The sequence below is a fragment of the Sphingomonas abaci genome (assembly GCF_014199625.1).
GTDB lineage: Bacteria > Pseudomonadota > Alphaproteobacteria > Sphingomonadales > Sphingomonadaceae > Sphingomonas > Sphingomonas abaci.
Genome location: NZ_JACHNY010000008.1, coordinates 1 through 19,880, shown reverse-complemented (window position 1 = coordinate 19,880; position 19,880 = coordinate 1). Strand labels below are relative to the sequence as shown.

At 65.4% G+C, this 19,880-nt stretch carries 15 protein-coding genes; 8 read left to right on the top strand and 7 right to left on the bottom strand.

What is annotated here, in order from left to right:
• Positions 1-91: 91 nt before the first annotated feature.
• Complete coding sequence (locus GGQ96_RS16290) at positions 92-451, bottom strand: hypothetical protein (RefSeq protein ID WP_018250460.1); 360 nt, start codon at positions 449-451, stop codon at positions 92-94.
• Between the two features lie 69 nt (positions 452-520).
• A complete protein-coding gene (locus tag GGQ96_RS16285) occupies positions 521-4,756 on the bottom strand; it encodes a strawberry notch family protein (RefSeq protein ID WP_184116614.1) in 4,236 nt (1,411 codons plus the stop codon).
• Between the two features lie 164 nt (positions 4,757-4,920).
• On the opposite strand from GGQ96_RS16285, the gene GGQ96_RS16280 reads away from it, so the two are divergent.
• Positions 4,921-5,103 carry a CsbD family protein gene (locus GGQ96_RS16280; RefSeq protein ID WP_018250462.1) on the top strand — a complete coding sequence of 61 codons (183 nt, stop codon included), beginning with the start codon at positions 4,921-4,923 and terminating at the stop codon, positions 5,101-5,103.
• Between the two features lie 355 nt (positions 5,104-5,458).
• Here GGQ96_RS16280 and GGQ96_RS16275 read toward each other — a convergent pair whose 3' ends face one another.
• Positions 5,459-5,728 (bottom strand): metal-sensing transcriptional repressor, encoded by a 270-nt coding sequence (locus tag GGQ96_RS16275; RefSeq protein WP_116463005.1) that lies wholly within the window; start codon positions 5,726-5,728, stop codon positions 5,459-5,461.
• Between the two features lie 88 nt (positions 5,729-5,816).
• Between GGQ96_RS16275 and GGQ96_RS16270 the strand changes: the two genes are divergently transcribed.
• The 5 genes from GGQ96_RS16270 to GGQ96_RS16250 are packed head-to-tail and all read left to right on the top strand — an operon-like array spanning position 5,817 to position 13,213.
• The gene (locus GGQ96_RS16270) at positions 5,817-7,142 is read left to right on the top strand and encodes an MFS transporter (RefSeq protein WP_116463006.1); all 1,326 of its coding nucleotides are present in this window, start codon (positions 5,817-5,819) and stop codon (positions 7,140-7,142) included.
• 47 nt (positions 7,143-7,189) lie between these two features.
• Complete coding sequence (locus tag GGQ96_RS16265) at positions 7,190-7,525, top strand: hypothetical protein (protein ID WP_126013726.1); 336 nt, start codon at positions 7,190-7,192, stop codon at positions 7,523-7,525.
• Positions 7,526-7,578: 53 nt separating this feature from the next.
• On the top strand, positions 7,579-8,838 hold the full coding sequence (locus tag GGQ96_RS16260; protein ID WP_116463008.1) for a TolC family protein: 1,260 nt from the start codon (positions 7,579-7,581) through the stop codon (positions 8,836-8,838).
• Positions 8,835-9,995, top strand: coding sequence for an efflux RND transporter periplasmic adaptor subunit (locus tag GGQ96_RS16255; RefSeq protein ID WP_116463009.1), 1,161 nt, complete (start codon positions 8,835-8,837; stop codon positions 9,993-9,995). The genes GGQ96_RS16260 and GGQ96_RS16255 overlap by 4 nt, the downstream gene beginning before the upstream one ends.
• Positions 9,992-13,213 (top strand): efflux RND transporter permease subunit, encoded by a 3,222-nt coding sequence (locus GGQ96_RS16250; RefSeq protein WP_116463010.1) that lies wholly within the window; start codon positions 9,992-9,994, stop codon positions 13,211-13,213. The genes GGQ96_RS16255 and GGQ96_RS16250 overlap by 4 nt, the downstream gene beginning before the upstream one ends.
• On the opposite strand, the gene GGQ96_RS16245 is transcribed toward GGQ96_RS16250, so the two are convergent.
• The 3 genes from GGQ96_RS16245 to GGQ96_RS16235 are packed head-to-tail and all read right to left on the bottom strand — an operon-like array spanning position 13,210 to position 16,144.
• Positions 13,210-13,908 (bottom strand): superoxide dismutase, encoded by a 699-nt coding sequence (locus GGQ96_RS16245; RefSeq protein WP_116463011.1) that lies wholly within the window; start codon positions 13,906-13,908, stop codon positions 13,210-13,212. The two genes, GGQ96_RS16250 and GGQ96_RS16245, sit on opposite strands and share 4 nt — an antisense overlap.
• A 17-nt stretch (positions 13,909-13,925) precedes the next feature.
• Positions 13,926-15,323 carry a chromate efflux transporter gene (gene chrA / locus GGQ96_RS16240; RefSeq protein WP_126013730.1) on the bottom strand — a complete coding sequence of 466 codons (1,398 nt, stop codon included), beginning with the start codon at positions 15,321-15,323 and terminating at the stop codon, positions 13,926-13,928.
• Positions 15,320-16,144 (bottom strand): chromate resistance protein ChrB domain-containing protein, encoded by an 825-nt coding sequence (locus tag GGQ96_RS16235; protein WP_126013732.1) that lies wholly within the window; start codon positions 16,142-16,144, stop codon positions 15,320-15,322. Before GGQ96_RS16235 ends, chrA begins: the two co-directional genes overlap by 4 nt.
• A 419-nt stretch (positions 16,145-16,563) precedes the next feature.
• Between GGQ96_RS16235 and GGQ96_RS16230 the strand changes: the two genes are divergently transcribed.
• Both GGQ96_RS16230 and GGQ96_RS16225 read left to right on the top strand, forming a co-directional pair.
• Entirely contained in the window at positions 16,564-17,577 is a 1,014-nt protein-coding gene (locus GGQ96_RS16230) for an AraC family transcriptional regulator (protein WP_107327974.1), read from the top strand.
• Between the two features lie 275 nt (positions 17,578-17,852).
• Complete coding sequence (locus tag GGQ96_RS16225) at positions 17,853-18,827, top strand: zinc-dependent alcohol dehydrogenase family protein (protein WP_343059092.1); 975 nt, start codon at positions 17,853-17,855, stop codon at positions 18,825-18,827.
• Positions 18,828-19,255: 428 nt separating this feature from the next.
• On the opposite strand, the gene GGQ96_RS16220 is transcribed toward GGQ96_RS16225, so the two are convergent.
• The coding region (locus GGQ96_RS16220) for an IS3 family transposase (RefSeq protein WP_246360682.1) at positions 19,256-19,880 on the bottom strand (625 nt) is incomplete at its 5' end.

The following is a 19,880-nucleotide window of genomic DNA, read 5'->3' as shown; positions in this document are numbered from 1 at the left end:
GGACCAAATCCCGGACACAAGAACTCCTCCCCCTTCCCTCCCTGATCCCGGGATTGACCCGGGAACCCGTGCATCAGGGCACCGGCTGTCGTCAGTCCTTTGCCAATGCGGCAGGCTTCTCCCCTCGACGATCGATCCACCATTTGGCATCCGTCATCATTGTCAGGCGCTCGATGCTGTCCGGCGATGCCGTGCGCAGCACGGCGAGCTTCTCGGCCCGGATGGTCGTCGCCCATGCCACTTGGCGTTGGCTGCCGATAAGATCGGGGAGACCAAGGTCGGCGACCCCTGCGAGGGCCGCCTCCGCCCTGGCGGCTGACACCTCCGTGTAGCATGCCTTGCATTTGCGGCGGGCAAGTTTGGTGGCCTCGCGTTCGGTGTCGAACGTCGATAGTCCATAGACCTGGTGTGTGGCGACGTGACCGCAGGCGTGTGTGATTTCCCGTTCCATGGCGGTGTCCTATCATAGCGGTCCAGGGCGAACACCCGCCTGCGCCCAGCACGACTCCGGCAGTGCCGCTCAAGCAACCTTGAGGATCCGGGCCAGCACGGTTTCGGCATCGTTGGCGGGCACGAACACGCGGGTCTTGTACGAGATGATCTCGGTGAAGCAGCCAAGCGACTTCAGCCAGGGAAGCTGGGTCGCCGGCGCATCCACGATCTCGACACGCGAATTGCCGTTCACGAGCGAGCGTTTGAGCGTCATCGCGAACGGGCGGGTCACCTCGACGCTGCGACCCGACAGCACCGAGCGCGCGATCGCATCGACCGGGAGGTCATCGGGGGTCACCAGTCCCAGCTTGGTATAGAGTTGTGCGACATGGGTGTCGAAGACGAGCCGGCCGAGCCAGCTATTGCCGGCATTATCGACGATGCGATTGACCGCCATATGGTCGGAGGGCAGCGCCGACCAGATCGGCAGCAGTAGCCCCGTTGCGAGCCGGATCGTCTCGATCTCAGGGGTAACCAGCGCCTCGGTGACTTCGATTTCCCAGAGCGTCGCGAACGTATCGTGGTCGATCACTTCCCATGCGGTTTCGCCAAGTTCGGCCTCGCGCAGATACTCGCGCCGGCACGGCCGCTGGAGTTCGAGCCGCGCGATCGGCAGCCCGTCATCGTCCATCCAGGCGCGTGCCTTGCTCATCAACGCGACGCGTTCGGACTTGGCGTTGCGCACGAAGCGGGCAGTGTCGTCCCAGCGGGCGAAGTCGAGAACGCGTTCGAGCGTGAGCGGGTTCTTCCTTCGCTCGGTTTCGATGGTGAGGAGGTGTGAGGTCGCGCCGCTGCGCGGATCGGTGCGCAGCACGACATCATCGATCAGCGCCGCGCGCTCGACCATGATCGTCTCGACGCCGACATCGAGCGTACCGGCCTGGCGGGCGGCGGCAACGCGGGTCTCGACCAGCGTCAGGAACTCCTCAAAGATCGCGTTCTGCAACGCGATCGGCAGCGCCAGCAGGCGGTTGAGCCACCGCGGGATCGGAGGAAGATCATCCTTGAGCACGCCGTCGCTGTCGTGAAGTTCGAGGCCCGTGCGGCGGGTGAAGTCGTCGAGCGAGATGCTGGTCAGCTTGCCGCGGTTCAGGAGGTGGAACCAGGTAACCAGCGCATCCTTGGCATAGTCGCTCTCGAGATTGTCGGCCGGATCGAACAGGTTCTGGCCACCTGTCTGCCGCTGACCGCGGGTGAGCGCGCCAAGGCTGTCGAGCCGCCGCGCTATCGTCGAGGTGAACCGCAGCTCGCCCTTGCAGTCGGTCGTGACGGGGCGGAACAGCGGGGTCGATGCCTGATGCGTGCGGTGGGTGCGTCCCAGCCCCTGGATCGCGCGATCGGCGCGCCAGCCCGGCTCCAGCAGGAAGTGGACGCGCTGCTCGCGGTTCACCGCGTCGAGACTTGCATGGTAGGAGCGGCCGGTGCCGCCGGCATCGGAGAAGATCAGGATGCGCTTGGCCCCGGCCATGAAGGCGGCGCTGTCCGCCTGCCCTGAGCGCGCGGTGCGGCTCTCGATCTTCTGGCGCCCGTCGGCGCCGGTCACGAGCCGTCGGGTCCGTCCGGTCACCTCGGCGACCGCATCGGTGCCGAAGCGGTCGATGACGGCATCGAGGCCCGACTGGATCGGGGGTAGCGCGCACAATTGCTCGATCAGGGCATCGCGCGCGGCTTCCGCATCTGGGTTGTGAACCGGATTGCCATGCTCGTCGCGCATCGGCCGCGACCGGACATTTCCGCTATCGTCGGAATAATTCTCCTGCTGCTGCGTCGGGAAAGCGCGCATCAGATAGTCGACGACATATTCGACCGGGCTGAGCGAGATGTCGAGGTCGGCGCGTTCTTCCGGCGTCAGGCTCGAGAGCCGGCGGTCGAGGATGGCTTCGGCCGTGGTGACCAGTTGGAGAACGACCGACTGACCGGCCTTCAGATGCTCCTCGACCGCGGCGATGACGGTCGGCAGCTTCATCGCGAGCAGCACCTGGCCGAAGAAGCGCTGCTTGGTCGATTCCAGACGGCTGCGTGCCGATGCCTTTGCGCCGCTGTTGAGGGTGGAGCCATCGAGACTGTCGACCACCCCGGTCAGCGCCAGCGCCTCTTCCATGTTCCGATGGATGATCTCCCAACCCTGAGCATATTGGTCGTAGATCGCAATCTGTTCGGGGGTGAGCGTATGGCGCAGCACGTCATATTCGACCCCGGCGAAGCTCAGCGCGCGGGCGATGTAGAGGCCGAGCGCCTTCAGGTCGCGCGCCACCAGTTCCATCGCGGCGATGCCGCCCTGTCGGATCTGGCTGATGAACGCGGTGCGGTCGGCAAAGGCGGTTTCGGGTCCCCACAGGCCGAGCCGCACCGCATAGGCGAGGTTGTTGACGTCGGACGCGCCCGTCGCCGAGGCGTACAGGACGCGGGCGAGCGGTAGGTGGTTCTGGAGCAGGACGCCGCAAATGCCCTGCTGCGACCCTTCGGTCTTGCCAAGCGCGCCTTCGCCGCCCGCGACACCGCCCATCTCATGTGCCTCGTCAAAGGCGATCACCCCGTCGAAGTCGGGACCGGCCCAATCGAGGATCTGCTGGAGGCGGGTGCTGTCGGCTCGAGCGGAGCGCAGCGTCGGATAGCTGACGAACAACACGCCCTCGTCGAGCGTGATGGGCTGATCGATCTTCCAGTTGGAGAGCGGCTGCACGTCGCCGGTGAGACCGCCAAGCGCGGTCCAGTCACGCCGCGCGTCATCGAGCAGCGGCTCGTTCTTACTGACCCAGATGTGGCGGCGTCTGCCCGACAGCCAATTGTCGAGGATGCACGCCGCGACCTGCCGCCCCTTGCCGGCGCCGGTGCCGTCGCCGAGGAAGAAGCCCTGCCGGTACTGGCGGCCGTCGTCGGTATCGAGCGCGAGGCCGACGCCTTCCTTGTCGGGGCGGAATCTGCCGGGCAGCATCCGGGTCCAGGCGTGGCCGGCATAGACGACGGTCTCGAGCTGGGAGGCCGATAGCAGCCGTTCGGTGACCGTGCGTTCGGGCAGGGACGGAACATGGGTCGGGACCGGCATCGGGATTGATCCCATCGCAACAGATTCAACCAGCGCGGTCGGATGCTCGCCGGCGGCCGTGAAGGCGATCCGGCTTGGGCGGTAGGGCAGATAGACGCCGGCCTGATCGCCAAGCGGTGCCGGTGTGTCCAGCGCGGCATAACCGACCGGCAGCACGTCGTTGCGCCGCGGAGCGTGGACCGGGCGTGGCGGCGCGGATCGGGTGACGCGCGCTGCGCCGAACATCGAGACGCCGGGGACCGGCGCGCGAAAGGTGAGTTTCGGGGTATCGGCGAGTGCGAGCCGTGGCGGCACGCTCAGCGCCGGCACCAGGTCGGCAACCGATGCGCGCTGGATGGTGACGGGAGGCGCGCCGCCTGCGGCCTTGTCGATGACGTAGAGCCGGACCGCGATATCGGTGCCGTGCTTCCTGTAGCAATGCTCGAGCCGGATCGAGGTGCGGACCGTCACGCCGGTCAGCACGGTATCGAACGCCTTTTGCATCCTGGCCGAGGGTGCGAACCAGTCAGGCATGATCGCGACGACGCGGCCGCCTTTGCGGACGCGGCGCAGCGCGGCCTGGAGGTGGCGCACTGCTGCGAGGTCGTCGACGCCCCGCCCGACGCTGCGGGAAAAGGGCGGGTTCATGACGATGACCGAGGGTTGGGGTAGATCCGCATGATGGCTGACCAGCGCGGCGCCGTCATGCCCGGTGATGGTGGCTGAAGGAAAGATGTCGGCAAGCCGCGCGCGGCGTCGCGGATCGATCTCATTGAGCTGCAACGCCGCGTAAGCCGGCATCTGCGCCGCGAGGAGGCCGTTGCCGGCGCTGGGTTCCAGCACGACGTCTTCGGCGTCGATCGCCGCCAGCAACACCACGATCGCAGCGATATCGGCCGGCGTCGAGAATTGCTGGAAGTCGATCTGTTCCTCGCTGCGGACGGTCTGGGTGGGCAGCCGCTCCATCAGCGCCGATGCGTGGGCGACATCGATCAGCGACGTCATCGACCAGGACGCCGCCGCAAGATGCAGCGCGACGGCATGTTCCAGCATCTCGAAGCTGTCGCGCTGGGTCCAGCACCCCTCGGCGTCGCTGCCGCCAAATGCGGCCGTCATCGCACTATTGAGGTCGCGGCGCGTAACGGGAGCATTGCCCGCGACGACGGGGAGCAGCCGGTGCGCGGCGACATGCGCAGGGATGACGGCAGGCCGTGCGGCCAGATCGAGAAGGTCGGTCATCGAGGAAACTCCGTCAGGATCGCTGCCCGTCCGGCAGCTCAGCCTCCCCCCTCTCGCTCCTCTCCATTGCACCCAGGGCCGTCCGGCAGCGCCGGTGGCTGAAACCGGAACCTGGCGACGCCTCTGCGCGATTGTCTGATGTTGTGTTGAAGAGGAGTCACACGATGGGCGAGTTCACTGACAAGGCGAAAGCGGCGGGCAACAAGCTCGTGGGCAGCGCCAAGGAAGCGATCGGCAACGCGACCGATAACGAGCAGCTGGCGGATGAGGGCGAGGCGCAGCAGACCAAGGGCACCGGGCAGGACGTCAAGGGCTCGGTGAAGGGCGCGCTCGGCGACGATATCTAGTTGTAGGCGCTTGCAATCGTAGCGGCGTCTGCTCGCAAACAGCCGGTTTTCTGCTCACGCTCTCTGCCACTGGCGGGTGGCATCCTGCTCGAATTATCTGCCAGCGTGCTCGCCATCATCCGGGGCTGCTCGCAATCGGACATGGCTGCTCACATTATCCGCTCCGGGCGGATGCTAAAGGCGGGTTCATTGCACGGGCGGGATCGTCCCATTTCTCCGTCTCCAACCGGCCATTTCGGGAAGGAGCAATCGGGAACATATTTTGGGAAAACGGCTATTTCCCTACCGTCCGGTGCGCCTTGCGACCGTCAGCCGTCTCCCTGAACCTTCCCAATCGGGAAAGCGGAGTGCCGCGTCACCAGTATTTCGAAATCGCCCGAAACTGCTCGACCGCAACCTTCGTCCCTTCACCTTCCTCGGCATGAACGAGGCAGTGGTCAATATGGTCGTTGATGAGCGCGCGCTTGGCGCTGGCAATCGCGCTTTCGACGGCCTGGAGCTGCTGGGCGATGTCGACGCATGGCCGCTCTTCCTCGATCATCCCGACGATGCTGCGCAGATGACCCGCTGCGCGGTTCAGGCGCTTGATGATCGCCGGGTGGCTGGAGTGCGCGTTATGAGACATGCCCTCAATGTAGGATGCCGGCACCGATGTTGTCGAGTATCCCCCCAGGGGGATAGACGGCATCCCCCTAGGGGGATATGAGGCGTCCATGCTCAGCGTCCTGGCAAACCGGACTTACCGTCATCTGTTTCTCGCCCAGATCATCGCATTGATCGGGACGGGACTTGCGACCGTTGCGCTGGGACTGCTGGCTTATGACATCGCTGGTGGCAGCGCCGGGGCCGTGCTGGGCACGGCGCTCGCGATCAAGATGGTCGCCTATATCGGCGTCGCCCCGATCGCCGGAGCGTTCGCCAACCGCGTACCCCGGCGGGCGTTGCTTGTCAGCATGGATGCGATCCGCGCGGCCGTGGCGATCTGCCTGCCGTTCGTGAACCAGGTCTGGCAGGTCTATGTCCTGATCTTCGTCCTGCAATCGGCGTCGGCCGCGTTCACGCCGACGTTTCAGGCGACCATCGCGGACGTTTTGCCGGATGAGCGTGACTATACCCGCGCCCTGTCGCTGTCGCGTCTCGCCTATGACATGGAGAGCCTGACCAGCCCCATCCTTGCGGCCGGCCTGCTGACGGTGATGAGCTATCACTGGTTGTTCTCGGGCACGGCGATCGGCTTCATCGCTTCGGCGCTGCTCGTCGTCTCGACGGTCCTGCCCCGGCCCGCACCAGTCGAGGATCAGGGCGGCATTTACGACAAAACGACGCGGGGAACGCGCATCTACCTCAGGACGCCGCGCCTGCGCGGACTGCTGGCCCTGACGCTCAGCGCCGCTGCCGCGAGCGCGATGGTCATCGTCAACACCGTCGTCATCGTGAAGGGCCTGGGCCTGAGCCAGCGCGATGTCGCACTGACGCTCGCCGCCTTCGGAGGCGGCTCGATCACCGCGGCGCTGACCCTGCCGCGGGTATTGGACAGGATCGCCGATCGCACGGTGATGATCGTCGCCGCTGCCGTGCTGACGATCACGCTCGCGGCGCTCGCCGCGATCAGCGCGACGATGACGCCGGGCGCTGCCTATTGGCACGTCCTGCTGGCGGGCTGGCTGGTCATGGGCGTCGCCTACTCCGCAAGCCTCACGCCGTCCGGACGACTTCTTCGCCGATCGGCCAATGCCGAGGACCGGCCCGCCCTGTTCGCGGCGCAGTTCGCACTCAGCCATGTGTGCTGGCTGATCTGCTATCCGCTCGTCGGACAGTTGGGCGCTCGCGTCAGCATGAGCGCGGCCTTCGTCGGCATGGCGGCGCTGTCCGCGATCGGCGTCGTCGCGGCGCTTCGCCTATGGCCGGCGCATGATCCGGACGTCATTCCGCATGACCATGCCGATCTACCCGCCGACGATCCCCACCACGCAGAGCACGCCAAGGGCGATCATGCTTTCGTGATCGATCGCCGTCATCCGAAGTGGCCGAACCGGTGATGCGCTTGTCCGTTACAGGCGGTCAGCGTAGTTTCGGCAGAATGCCTATGCGTCATCCTCGATCCGCGCTGCTGGGCGCCGTGCTGGCGCTCGTCGCCATGCTCGGCCTGATCGGCCTGTCGGGGTGGCACAATGCGATCGTCCATGACGACGATGCGATCCATGCGTCAGTGATCGAGCATAGCCACGATACGCCCGAGAAATCCGATCCCGATGCACCGATCCATGTGTTGGCGCACGCGACAGGGCATTGGGTAGCGTTTGACGGGGCGCTCCCGTCCGAGCGGATGATCCTCGTTGCCGACCGGCAATGGATGATCGGCACCGCTCGTCTGCCCGGAGGGATCGACCCCGCAGAGTTTCTTCGACCTCCACGAGCCTGAGCCGGCACCGGCGCCAACCGCGCCACCAAGCTCACCTTTGCAGGAAGAAGATCATGAACGGCCCCAGTCGCCGGCAGCGCAGGCTTGCGCTGGCCGGTATGCTCGTAATGCTGTGCCCCATCGGCACGGCCGGTGCGCAGACGGCACCACCCTTCGCCCAGCTCCTGCGTCAGGCGCAGACGGCTCCGCGCGTGACCGCCCTCGATGCGGACGTGGCCCGCGCGCAAGGCCTTGCCGAACAGGCGCGCGCGCGGCCCAATCCCTTCATCAACGTCTACGCCGAGAACTTCGCCGGCGACTTGCAGAACAACGCGCGCAATCAGCAGCAGACCACCTTCCAGATCGATCAGCCGATTGAGCTGGGGGGCAAGCGTTCCGCCCGGATCGCGGCCGGGGAGGCGGGCATCGCCGCGGCGCAAGCACGGAACCGCGATGGCCGTCTGCTCTTCGCCACTGAACTGGCGCGCGCCTATGCGAGTGCCGAGGTAGCGGAACGCCGGATCGCGCTCGCCGAGGACGAGGTGGAGGAGGCGACCGCCGACCTGAAGGTCGCTCGCGCCCTTGTCGGTGCCGGCAAGGAAGCACGGTTGCGCCAGCTTCAGGCGGAAACCGAACTCGCGACCCTCGAAGCCGATCTTGAAGTCGCGCGTGCCCAGAAGACAGCGGCGCTCGCGCGGCTTTCAGGCTTGGCAGGTTCCCCGACGACGTTCACCGGGGTTGGGGAATCCCTGCTCGATCGGATGAACGCGCGACCGTCGAGCGGACCGGTCGATCCGATGCAGGCAACGACGGTCAAGGTCGCGGAAGCGGAACGGGAGGCAGCTGCAAGAGCCGTTACGGTACAGCAACGGCTTGCTGTTCCCAACATCACGGCGCAGCTTGGCGTTCGCCAGCTTCGCGTCGCCAGCGGCCCCGCCGTCGTCGCCGGGGTATCGGTGCCGCTGCCGTTCTTCGATCGCAACCGGGGCAATATCGATGCAGCCCGTGCCGATCTTCAGGGAGCCGAAGCCCGCGCCGCAGCGGCGCGGCTCGAAGCGGAGACCGGCGCGCGGGCCGCTTTCGTCCTCGTGCAGGCCGCCGATACGCGCGCGGTAGCCGCACAGCGAACGATGCGGACCGCCGAGGAGGCGTATCGCCTTGCACGTATCGCCTATGAGGCGGGCAAGGCACCGCTGATCGAACTGCTTGCCGCCCGTCACAATCTCGGCGCCGCCCGAGGCGTCATCCTCGACGCCGACATCGCGCGTCTCGACGCCCGCGCCAACCTTGCCCGCCTGTCGGGCCTCAGCATCACCGGAGAAGCGGTCCAATGACCGGAAAACATCGTCTCTATGCCGGGGCCGCCATCGGGCTGGTCGCGGCTGCCGCGCTCGGTTTCGGCGTCGCACGCCTCACCCAGGCACCTGTTCCGACACCGGCCCCGACAGAAGCCGCCACACCGGCAGCGTCGAACGACAGGCTGGTCATCACGCCGCAAGCTATTGCGACGTCGCAGATCACCGTCGCCCCTGCCGCTTCAGGCGAGCTGGATGCTGCTGTCATCGCCTCCGCGACGGTTGAGGCCACACCGGACGCGGAAGCGTTGCTGACGGCCCGCGCACCGGGGACGATCACGCGCATCTTCTCGCGGATCGGCGATCCTGTCCGGGCAGGCCAGACACTCGCCCTGGTCGAAAGCCGGGACGCCTCGCAGATCGCGGCCGACCGTTCATCGGCATCGGCGCGCGTGACGCTCGCCCAGCGCCAGCTCGCGCGCGAACGGACCTTGCTCGCACAGGGCGTCAGTCCCCGTGCCGACTACGAGGCCGCACAGGCCAACCTCGCGGTGGCTCAGGCCGACGCGCGCCGTGCCAGCGCCGCGGCAGGCGCCGCGCGTGTTACCGGCGACGGACGCTCCGTGGCGATCATCAGCCCGATCGCCGGCCGTGTGACTGCTGCTGCTGCCAATCTCGGCCAGTATGTCGCGGCGGAAACCGAGCTGTTCCGGGTCGCCGATCCGCGTCGATTCCAGATCACCGCCAACGTGCCCCCGGCCGATGCCATGCGGGTCCGCACCGGCGATCGGGTCGAGCTGAGCACCAGTGATGGCCGCACCATTGAAGGCCGGGTCCGTGCCGCAACAGGCGTCGTTGATCCGCAGTCGCGCACCGCGACGATCGTGGTGACGCCGACCGCCGGCACCAGCACGCTCGCACCCGGACAGCTCGTCCAGGCGCGCATCCTGGCCAGCGGCGGTGCGACCAAGGGCGGCGTCATGGTCCCACAGGATGCCGTGCAGACGCTGGGCGATAGGACGGTGGTGTTTGTCCGGACGCCGCAGGGGTTCAAGGCGCAGCCTATCCGCATTGCCAACCGCTCTGGCGGCATGGTCGCCGTTGCCGAAGGTATTAGCGCGGGCACGCAGATCGCCACGACCAACGCCTTCCTCATCAAGGCCGAACTCGAAAAGAACGTGGGAGGCGAGGAATGATCGAGCGCATCCTTTCGACATCGGTTCGCCTCCGATGGCTGGTCGCGTTCCTGACCCTCGTCGTCGTCGCGTTCGGGGCATGGCAGATCACCAAGCTGCCGATCGACGCGGTGCCAGACGTCACCAACCGTCAGGTGCAGATCAGCACCTTCGTCCCCTCGCTCGGCCCGGTCGATGTCGAAAAGCAGGTGACGTTCCCCGTCGAGACGGCATTGGCGGGCATCCCCGGGCTGGAGATGACGCGCTCCTTCTCGCGCAACGGCTTCAGCCAGGTGACGGCGGTCTTCACCGACGCGACCAGCATCTACTTCGCGAGGGCGCAGGTCACGGAACGGCTCGCCCAGGCGAAGGACAGCCTGCCGGCAGGCGTGCAACCCAACCTCGCGCCGCTCAGCACCGGCCTCGGCGAGATCTTCTTCTACTCGATCGCCTTCCGTCACCCGGACGGCAAGGGCGTGAAGACGGTCGATGGTCAGCCGGGCTGGCAGTCGGACGGCAGCTATCTGACGCCGGAGGGCGAGCGGCTGACCACCGAACTCGCCAAGGCTGCCTATCTGCGCACGGTGCAGGACTGGATCATCCGGCCGCAGATGCGCAACGTGAAGGGCGTTGCCGGGGTCGATTCCAATGGCGGTTATGTCAAACAGTATCTGATCGAACCCAACCTCAATGCGCTCGCCTCCTACGGCATCTCGATCACCGAGCTGGCCGATGCGATGGAGCGGGCGAACGTCTCGGCAGGCTCGAACTATGTGCGCCGCGCCGGCGAGAGCTTTCTGGTTCGCGCCGATGCCCGCCTGAAGTCGATCGAGGACATCCAGGAGGCGGTCGTCGCCACCCGCAACGGCGTGCCCGTGCGGGTCAAGGACGTCGGGCAAGTGATGATCGGTGGTGCGGTCCGCACCGGGTCGGGCAGCCGCATGGGATCGGAGGCGGTCATCTCGACCGTGCTGATGCTGGTAGGCGAGAACAGCCGCATCGTCGCGACCGCGGTCGGAGAGAAGCTGGAACAGGTCAACCGGACGCTGCCGCCCGATGTATTCGCCGAACCCGTCTATAACCGCTCGAAGCTGGTCAACGCGACGATCGCGACGGTCGAGAAAAACCTGATCGAGGGCGCGTTGCTCGTCATCGTCGTCCTGTTCCTGTTGCTCGGCAACGTCCGCGCCGCGCTCATCACCGCCGCGGTCATTCCGATCACGATGCTGATGACGGCATCGGGCATGAATGCGCTGGGCGTATCCGGCAATCTGATGAGCCTGGGCGCGCTCGACTTCGGCCTGATCGTCGACGGGGCGGTCATCATCGTCGAGAATGCGCTGCGCCACCTCGCCGAGCGCCAGCACGCCGAGAACCGCCTGCTGACGCTGGACGAGCGCCTTGAGACGACCGCCGCATCGGCGAAGGAGATGATCCGGCCGACCGTCTTCGGCCAGCTTATCATCTTCCTCGTCTTCGTCCCGCTGCTCACGTTCCAGGGCGTCGAGGGAAAGACGTTCTCGCCGATGGCGACGACGCTGATGATCGCGCTGGCCTGCGCCTTCGTCCTGTCGCTGACCTTCGTGCCGGCGATGATCGTGATCCTTATCAAGGGCCGGGTCAGCGAAACGGAGGTGAAGCCGATCCGCTGGTTCAAGGAGCGGTATGCGCCGCTGCTGGGCAAGGCGATCGCCCGACCGTTGCCCTTCATCACGGCCGGTGCCGGCGTGTTCGTCGCGGCGGTGTTCTGCTTCGGCTTCCTCGGCGAGGAGTTCATGCCGCAGCTCGACGAGAAGGACATCACCGTCACCAACTTCCGCGTGCCCTCGGCCTCGATCGACCAGTCGACGCAGATGCAGATGCGGATCGAGGATGCGTTGAAGACGCTGCCGGAGGTGGCGCTGGTCTTCTCCAAGAACGGCAACGCCGACCTCGGCACCGATCCCATGCCGCCCAACTCGTCGGACACCTATGTCATTCCCAAGCCGGAAAGCGAATGGCCGGCGGAGGTAAAGACCAAGGAGGATATCATCGCCCGCATCGAGGAGCGGATGAAGGGGGTCATCGGCAACCGGACCGAAATCCAGCAGCCGATCCAGATGCGCTTCAACGAGCTGATCGCCGGCGTCCGCGCCGACGTGGCGATCAAGCTCTATGGCGACGACCTCGATGCAATGACCGCACAGGCCCAGAAGATCGCCAATGCGGTGCGCACCATCCCGGGCGCGGGCGACGTCAGCGTCGAGCAGACGGACGGCGCCCCCACCTTCGACGTGCAGATCGACCGCCAGGCTGCCGGACGGCTTGGCCTCTCGGTCGAGGAGGTGGCGAACACCGTCTCGGCCGCGCTGGGCGGCCGGGAAGCCGGGCTGTTATTCGAGGGCGATCGGCGCTTCTCGGTGGTGGTGCGCCTGCCCGACGCGCAGCGTGACGACATCGATACGCTGGGCGCGATCCCGGTCATGCTGCCGACGCCCGAGGGACAGACCGCGCGCTCGATCCCGCTGCGCGAGGTGGCGCGGTTCAATTATACGCAAGGGTTGAATCAGATCAGCCGCGAGAACGGCAAGCGCATGATGACCGTTCAGGTCAATGTGCGTGGACGCGACCTTGGCGGCTTCGTCAAGGAAGCCGAAGCCCGCATTGATGCGATGCCGCTTCCTGCCGGCATGTATACCGGTTGGGGCGGCACCTTCGAGAGTCTGCAATCGGCGCGGCTTCGCCTGATGCTGGTGGTGCCGATCTGCTTCTTGGCGATCTATGCGCTGCTCTACATGGCGCTTGGCGGCTTCATCCCCGCGCTGATCGTCTTCTCCGCGGTGCCGATGGCGCTCGCGGGCGGCGTCTTCGCCCTGCTGCTGCGCGGCATTCCCTTCTCGATCACTGCCGCAGTCGGGTTCATCGCGTTGTCGGGCGTCGCGGTCCTCAACGGCCTCGTCATGATGGGCGCGATCCGCAAGCACCGCGAGGAAGGCGAGGACGATGATCGGGCTATCGCCGATGGTGCGATGGAGCGGGTTCGTCCGGTTCTGATGACGGCGCTGGTTGCGTCGCTCGGCTTCGTACCGATGGCGCTCGCCACCGGCACGGGTGCGGAGGTGCAGCGCCCGCTCGCCACGGTCGTCATCGGCGGCCTCATCACGTCGACCGCGCTGACGCTGCTGGTGCTGCCGGCGATCACCGCATGGGCGTCGCGTTTTCAGCGACGCCGCAAGGTGGCCGAACCAGTCCTTGCCTAGATCGGTGCCGCCAGTCGCTCGAACCGGCGACTGGCAGCATCCCAGCTCAGCACCTTCATGTACGTATCAACGTAATCGCCGGCCTTCGCGCCATAGTCGATCGCATAGGCGTGTTCGTACATGTCGAGCGCCAGAAGCGGCGTTCCCCCTGCCAGCGTCATCGTATGATCGGCAGCCCATTGGTTCGTCAGACGCCCGTCCCGTTCGCTCCAGGTGAGCAATACCCATCCCGACCCGGCAGCCAGCGCCTTGCCCATGCCGGTAAACTCGGCCGCCCAGCGCGCATGGCTGCCGAAGTCGCGTTCGATCGCCTGCGAAAGCCGTGCGCCCGGCCGCGAAGCACCGCCCAAGCCCGCGAAATAGATTTCGTGCAGGATCATCGAGTTCCAGGCGATCAGCTCCTCACGCTTCAGCCCGTTGAGCGTGAAGCCCGGTGCCGTCATCGGGTCGAGCCTGGCAAACTCGGCCTTGATCGCTCCGAGGCGCTTGACCGCACCAATATAGTTGTTGTCGTGGTGGCTGGTCAGCAGCTTGGCGGACAGCCCGGGAAGCGTTGCTGCATCGAACGGTAGCGGCCGGGGCGTGAAGGCTGGCGCCGGGTTGGCAGGAGCTTGTGCGGCCACAGGCCCGCCCAACGAGGCGGCACCCGCTGCGATCCCCAGACCCAGCGCCGCACGACGATCGATCGCATCCATCGACTTCTCTCCGCTATTCATCGGATTACCCCAAGCCCATAAAGCGCCAGCCCCACAGCCGACGTCGCCAGCAGGGTCGTGATGACCCCCGCCCGCGTCATGAAGATCGCGTAGGCTGCGCCCAGCGAGAGGACGAAGGCGGCCGGATCGATGCTGGTCAGCACCGGCGCATCGAAGCGGAACGGCCCTGCTGCCACCATCGTCGTTTCGCGAAACAGCGTATGCAGCGCGAACCACACCGCGAGGTTGAGTACGACGCCCACGACCGCCGCGGTGATCGCCGACAGCGCGCCCGCGACGGCAGCGTTACCGCGCAGTCGCTCGATGAAGGGCGCACCGAGGAAGATCCACAGGAAACACGGCACGAACGTTACCCAGGTCGCGAGCAGCCCGCCGAGCGTCCCAGCCAACAGCGGGGACAGCCCGGTGGACCCGCGATAGGCGCCGAGGAAGCCGACGAATTGCAGGACCATGATGAGCGGCCCAGGCGTCGTCTCCGCAATGCCAAGACCGTCCAGCATCTCCTTCGGCCCCAGCCAGCCATAATTCTCGACCGCCTGCTGCGCGACATAGGCGAGGACGGCATAGGCCCCGCCGAACGTCACCATCGCCATCGTCGAGAAGAAGGTCGCGATGCGGCTGAACACGTCATCGGGACCGAGCGCGATCAACAGCGCCGCGACCGGCACGAGCCAGAGAGCCAGCCAGACCAGCGCTGTGCGGACCGTCTCAGCCCATGTCGGCCGGGCATGGGCGGGCAGCTCTTCGCCGAGTAGTGTATCCGCGTCGGCTACGATCGTGCCCTTGGACGCGCCGTGCCCTCCGCCCCTGAAGGCCGTGCTGCCTTGCCGGGTCGACCACCATCCGATGAGGCCGGCACCCAGCACGATCAGCGGAAACGGCGCGCCGGCGAAGAAGATCAGGACGAACGCCAGCGCGGCAAGCGCCCTTGCCGGCGTCGACTTGAGCGCCCGTCCGCCGATCCGCACGACCGCCTGAAGCACGACGGCCAATACCGCGCACTTGAGGCCGAAGAACAGCGCCGAGACGATACCGACGCGACCGTAGAGGACATAGACCCAGCTCAGCGCCATGATCGCGACCGCGCCGGGAATAACGAACAGCACGCCGGCGACGATGCCGCCCTTCGTCCGGTGCATCAGCCAGCCGATGTATGTGGCGAGCTGTTGCGCCTCTGGCCCTGGCAGCAACATGCAATAGTTGAGGGCGTGCAGGAACCGCTGCTCCCCGATCCAGCGTTTTTCGTCGACGAGGATGCGGTGCATTACCGCGATCTGTCCGGCAGGACCGCCGAACGAGAGCATCGCGATGCGCAGCCAGACCCAGAAGGCCTGGCCGAGCGTGACCGGTTCCGGGCGCGTCGGCGTCGCGACGTCGGCTGTCACCGCGGTCATGACGACACCTTCCCGCGCGCCGGCTGATGCGAGGACCAGTTGTGCTTCTCGCCCTGCGCGTCACGGCACCAGCGATAGAGCGCATCGTATACCGCCATGCCGGCTTCGAGCTGGGCGTGATCGTCACTGTGGATACGCGACAGGCCAAGCGAGATGGCGAGCAGTCCAGCAGCCTCGGGCACAAGGTCGAGCCGATCGGTATCGGCGCCCCGCACGATCGTCGCGAGGCGGACCAGCGGTTCGTGCGCGTCGAGGCCGAAGGCCTCGACCATGATGTCGAAGGTGCAACGCTCGCCGCGATGGCTCCAGAATACGCCTTCGTCCGCGACGTCGAACGGCTCGGCCTGTTGTTGCTTGGCGACGGTCAGCACGTCACCGGGCGCGACGAACAAGAAGCGGGCCTGCGGATCGACGAACCGTCGGATCAGCCAGGGACAGGCGATGCGATCGACCTTGGGCCGCGCTCGTGTGACCCACCATGTTTGGCCATCGTCATGTCGTGGCGGCAGATGGACCAGGGAAACGGTAGGCAACCCGCTTGCCGCCCATGCGGCGAACCCGCCGTCCAAGACTTCGGCCGCTACACCCTCGCTGCGAAGAATGGCGGCCGCTGCAACTGCCAGACCACTACCATCGGTGTCGATGAGGACCGCTGATGACCCGGAGGCATATCCCCATTGGGTCGGATCAAGGAGAACTGGAAACAGTGATCCCGGAATGGCTTCTGTCGGTCCGTCGCGCAGATCGATGATACGCGGCGCGCTGGGCGATGCGACAAGGCGGGCAAGTTTGTCCGGTGTTATAGCGTTTGGAGCAGGCATGACGCGTCCCTTGCGTGTTCGTGCTGGACGCGATTCTCTGGCTGACGCCTCGTGGGGAGATCGCCATCCCCATACGCTTAATCAGCCATGCTCACCGTGCGATGTCAATCACCGTCGCCACTGTCCCAATTCTCGTAGCCGACGAGTTTCGAGAAGCGATTTCGATTCCCGCAATTCGATCCCAATCGAGGAGGCCAAGTAGCCACCTATGCACGATACTGCGTTCCGTTTCTTACAGGCCGATTTATGAGGCTGGGCAGTGGCGCTATCGACGCCGTGGTCAGCGCTATGCACGACGTGACCGTACCGCCCGGTTGTTGCAATCGACCAGGTGCATTTTTGTGACCGCACGCGCTACGCTGTGACAACACCTTCGCTGGCAATCGATCGTGCTATAAAGGAGGTCATAGGAGAAGACCATGCTGGATGCCGCGCTGCTCGTAGACACGAATGGCAAGCCGCTTTTAAACGGCAAGGTCACGAGTTCGCGCGACTGGAACGTCGTCAACGCTTTTTGCGAGGACACCTATACGCGCCTGTCCGCAAAACCGTTGATTCGAGGCTCTGATCCCGATGCCACGATCCGGATGTTAAGGATCGGCCGCATCAAATTCAGCCGCTTCTGCTTTGGAACGCCGACCAGGGCGGAGGACTTTGACCCCGCTGCCGGCAACATCATCGTCGTCAATACGTTGCGGGGCGGGCTGCGCCATCCGCTCGATGGCAACGCCGTCGCAGACACACGCTCCGGCGACAGCTACGTGGTCGATTGCAGCCGGATCGACTATTGGAACATCGCGGACGGACATGATCTCCAGCTCAATCTTACGATTCCACATGCCCTGATCGAGGCGGTCGCCGCGCGCTGGTATGGTTTCGTGCCGGACGATAGCCTGTGGCGTCGGCGACTGGTATTTGGGCGGCGTCAGTCGGCTTGGCTCTCGCTGGTAGACTATGCCACGCGCTCGCTGGAGGCGCGTCACGACGGTATCGCCCATTCCGTGATCGAACAGCGCATCGAGGAGGCACTATGCCTTGAACTGCTGCACAACTGGGCGCGGGAAGCCGAACTCTCGCTCGAAGTCGGGGCGCGGGCGGCTGCGCCTTATTACGTGCGCGAAGCCGAACGGCTGATGAGCGATCATGCACGGGAGGCTCCCTCGATCGCCGACATCGCAGGGCGACTGGGCATCAGCGCGCGCAGCCTTTCCGAAGGCTTCCGACGCTTCCGTGGGGTCAGGCCGCATGAGTATCTTGGTGACCGGCGTCTCGACGGCTTGCGGCAGGCGTTGCTGGAGGCACCTGCCGGGCAAAGCGCATCGGCGATCGCGCGGTCCTGGGGATATGTCAATCTGGGTGTGATGGCGACGCGCTATCGCGCCCGGTTCGGCGAGACGCCGACACAGACGCTGGTCGGCGCACGTTCGCGCTGACGGTCACAACGACACAGGCGGATTCCGATCCGCTGCACTTGGCTGCCGGTTTCGACCACTTTGTTCCGAAAACAAGTAGTTGAAAGTGACTTGTGAAATGCTCATTCTTCCTAAAACCGGCTAACCATGGTGCCAGCCGGCGGCAATGATCCGACAGCGCGACACGCTGGCCGGATTTCAGGTGCGCTATCAGCACAAGGCAGAGGAAGACCATGAAAGCACTCGTATATCAGGGTCCTGGAAAGAAGGACTGGATCGAAAAGGCGAAGCCCGAGGTGCAGAAGCCGACCGACGTGATCGTCAAGATCACCAGGACGACGATCTGCGGAACCGACCTGCACATCCTCAAGGGCGACGTGCCCGCGGTCACCGAAGGTCGTACGCTCGGGCATGAGGGTGTCGGCGTCGTCGAGGCGGTGGGTTCCGCCGTGGAGAACTTCAAACCGGGCGATACCGTGCTTGTCTCCTGCGTGACGTCCTGCGGGAAGTGCGCCAATTGCAAGCGTCAGCTCTACGCGCATTGCGCCGACGGCGGCTGGATCCTCGGTCACCTGATCGACGGTACCCAGGCGGAGTATGTCCGCATCCCGCATGGCGACAACTCGCTGTATCCGGTGCCTGCGGGGGCCGACGAGGAGGCGCTGGTGATGCTGTCCGACATCATGCCGACCGGTTTGGAGATTGGCGTCCAGGCGGGCGGGGTGAAGCCGGGCGACACCATCGCGATTGTCGGCGCCGGGCCGGTCGGCATGTCGATCCTCCTGACCGCGCAATTCTATTCACCGGGGCGGATCATCATGATCGACATGGACCCCTCCCGCCTTGCGCTTGCGCGGCAGTTCGGCGCGACCGATACCATCCAGGTGGGCGCGGAGGATGCCGTCGCCCGGGTTCTGGAAATGACCGGCAGCCTGGGCGTCGACGTTGCGATCGAAGCGGTTGGCGTTCCGGCCACGTTCGACATATGTCAGAAGATCGTGTCGGCTGGCGGCAACATCGCTAACGTCGGAGTGCACGGCAAGCCCGTCGAACTGCACATCGAGGAACTCTGGATCAAGAACATCAACATATCGATGGGTCTAGTCTGCACCAGCACCACTCCGATGCTGCTCAAGACCTTGAGTAGCGGAAAACTCGATCCGGCAAGGCTCGTCACCCACCGCTTCGCGATGGATGACATTCTCCACGCCTATGAGGTGTTCGGCAACGCGGCACGGGAGAAGGCGATCAAGGTCATCATCAACGCCTGACTGCTCGAAAGTCAGCCGAATTTTCCACCGACCGTTGCGCCCAATCGCCTGATCCGGTCAAGGGCAAGTGGAGGAATGGCTGCTGAGGACGGTGCTGCCAGTCATGGTGGCACTGTCGAGCAGCCAGTTCCGCACGCGCGGGGTGCTGCACCAGCATGTTACGCCCGTTTGGCACCTGTTGGATGGCGCGCACGATGGTAGCGCCGATCGTCGGCAGATAATCGGCATAGGCCGCCAGATCGTTTACTAGGAACGTCATAGCAGCATCACGGAATGGGTCGAGCGATTCTGGTCCTGCTCTCTTGCCGCTCGCATATGCTTATAGCGCAGTAGCAAGCTTCCCGAAATTCGATCGTTTGAGGGAAAGGGGGTGACCGCCGAGGAGTGGTGATTATGAGCAGCCCCCACCGGGTGGTCCGGGTTGATAGTTAGTGCATTGTCGTCTCCGCCGCCATTGCCGGTCGGAGGTGGAGCGAAGCGGAACCGGAGGCCGGCAATGGCGGTGTCGCCGCTTCCGGGGCGGGTGGTCGATAGCCGAGGCTGCTGTGCGGTCGGACAGTGTTGTAGTGACGCCGCCACGCCTCGATCAGCACCCTGGCTTCAGCGAGGGTGTAGAAGATCTCGCCGTTCAGCAGCTCATCCCGCAGCGAGCCGTTGAAGCTCTCGTTGTAGCCGTTCTCCCATGGCGAGCCCGGGGCGATGTAGAGCGTCTTCACGCCGATCTGCCTGAGCCAGGTCTGGACGGCGGCGGCGATGAACTCGCTGCCATTGTCCGACCTGATATGCGCGGGCGGACCACGCTCGATGAACAACTCGGCCAGCGCTGCCAGTACGTCTTCGTGTTTGAGCTGGCGCGCGACGACGAGTGCCAGGCACTCCCTGCTCGCCTCGTCGATAATGGTAAGGATGCGGAACTTGCGTCCGTCATGGGTGCGTTCCTCGACGAAGTCGTAAGCCCGTAAGCGTCCGGTCTTCTCCACCTTGCTGACGAGGTGATGCGCAAGCCACAGGTGCGGCACTGTGGCAGACACCGGTGCGGCATCATGGCGACGC

Excerpts from the sequence above, each read along its gene's own strand:
- GGQ96_RS16230 (WP_107327974.1), top strand. The coding sequence starts at position 16,564 with ATGCTGGATGCCGCGCTGCTCGTAGACACGAATGGCAAGCCGCTTTTA.
- GGQ96_RS16250 (WP_116463010.1), top strand. The coding sequence starts at position 9,992 with ATGATCGAGCGCATCCTTTCGACATCGGTTCGCCTCCGATGGCTGGTC.
- GGQ96_RS16275 (WP_116463005.1), bottom strand. The coding sequence starts at position 5,728 with ATGTCTCATAACGCGCACTCCAGCCACCCGGCGATCATCAAGCGCCTG.
- GGQ96_RS16280 (WP_018250462.1), top strand. The coding sequence starts at position 4,921 with ATGGGCGAGTTCACTGACAAGGCGAAAGCGGCGGGCAACAAGCTCGTG.
- GGQ96_RS16290 (WP_018250460.1), bottom strand. The coding sequence starts at position 451 with ATGGAACGGGAAATCACACACGCCTGCGGTCACGTCGCCACACACCAG.
- GGQ96_RS16285 (WP_184116614.1), bottom strand. The coding sequence starts at position 4,756 with ATGACCGACCTTCTCGATCTGGCCGCACGGCCTGCCGTCATCCCTGCG.
- GGQ96_RS16245 (WP_116463011.1), bottom strand. The coding sequence starts at position 13,908 with ATGGATGCGATCGATCGTCGTGCGGCGCTGGGTCTGGGGATCGCAGCG.
- GGQ96_RS16265 (WP_126013726.1), top strand. The coding sequence starts at position 7,190 with ATGCGTCATCCTCGATCCGCGCTGCTGGGCGCCGTGCTGGCGCTCGTC.
- GGQ96_RS16260 (WP_116463008.1), top strand. The coding sequence starts at position 7,579 with ATGAACGGCCCCAGTCGCCGGCAGCGCAGGCTTGCGCTGGCCGGTATG.
- chrA (WP_126013730.1), bottom strand. The coding sequence starts at position 15,323 with ATGACCGCGGTGACAGCCGACGTCGCGACGCCGACGCGCCCGGAACCG.
- GGQ96_RS16270 (WP_116463006.1), top strand. The coding sequence starts at position 5,817 with ATGCTCAGCGTCCTGGCAAACCGGACTTACCGTCATCTGTTTCTCGCC.
- GGQ96_RS16235 (WP_126013732.1), bottom strand. The coding sequence starts at position 16,144 with ATGCCTGCTCCAAACGCTATAACACCGGACAAACTTGCCCGCCTTGTC.
- GGQ96_RS16255 (WP_116463009.1), top strand. The coding sequence starts at position 8,835 with ATGACCGGAAAACATCGTCTCTATGCCGGGGCCGCCATCGGGCTGGTC.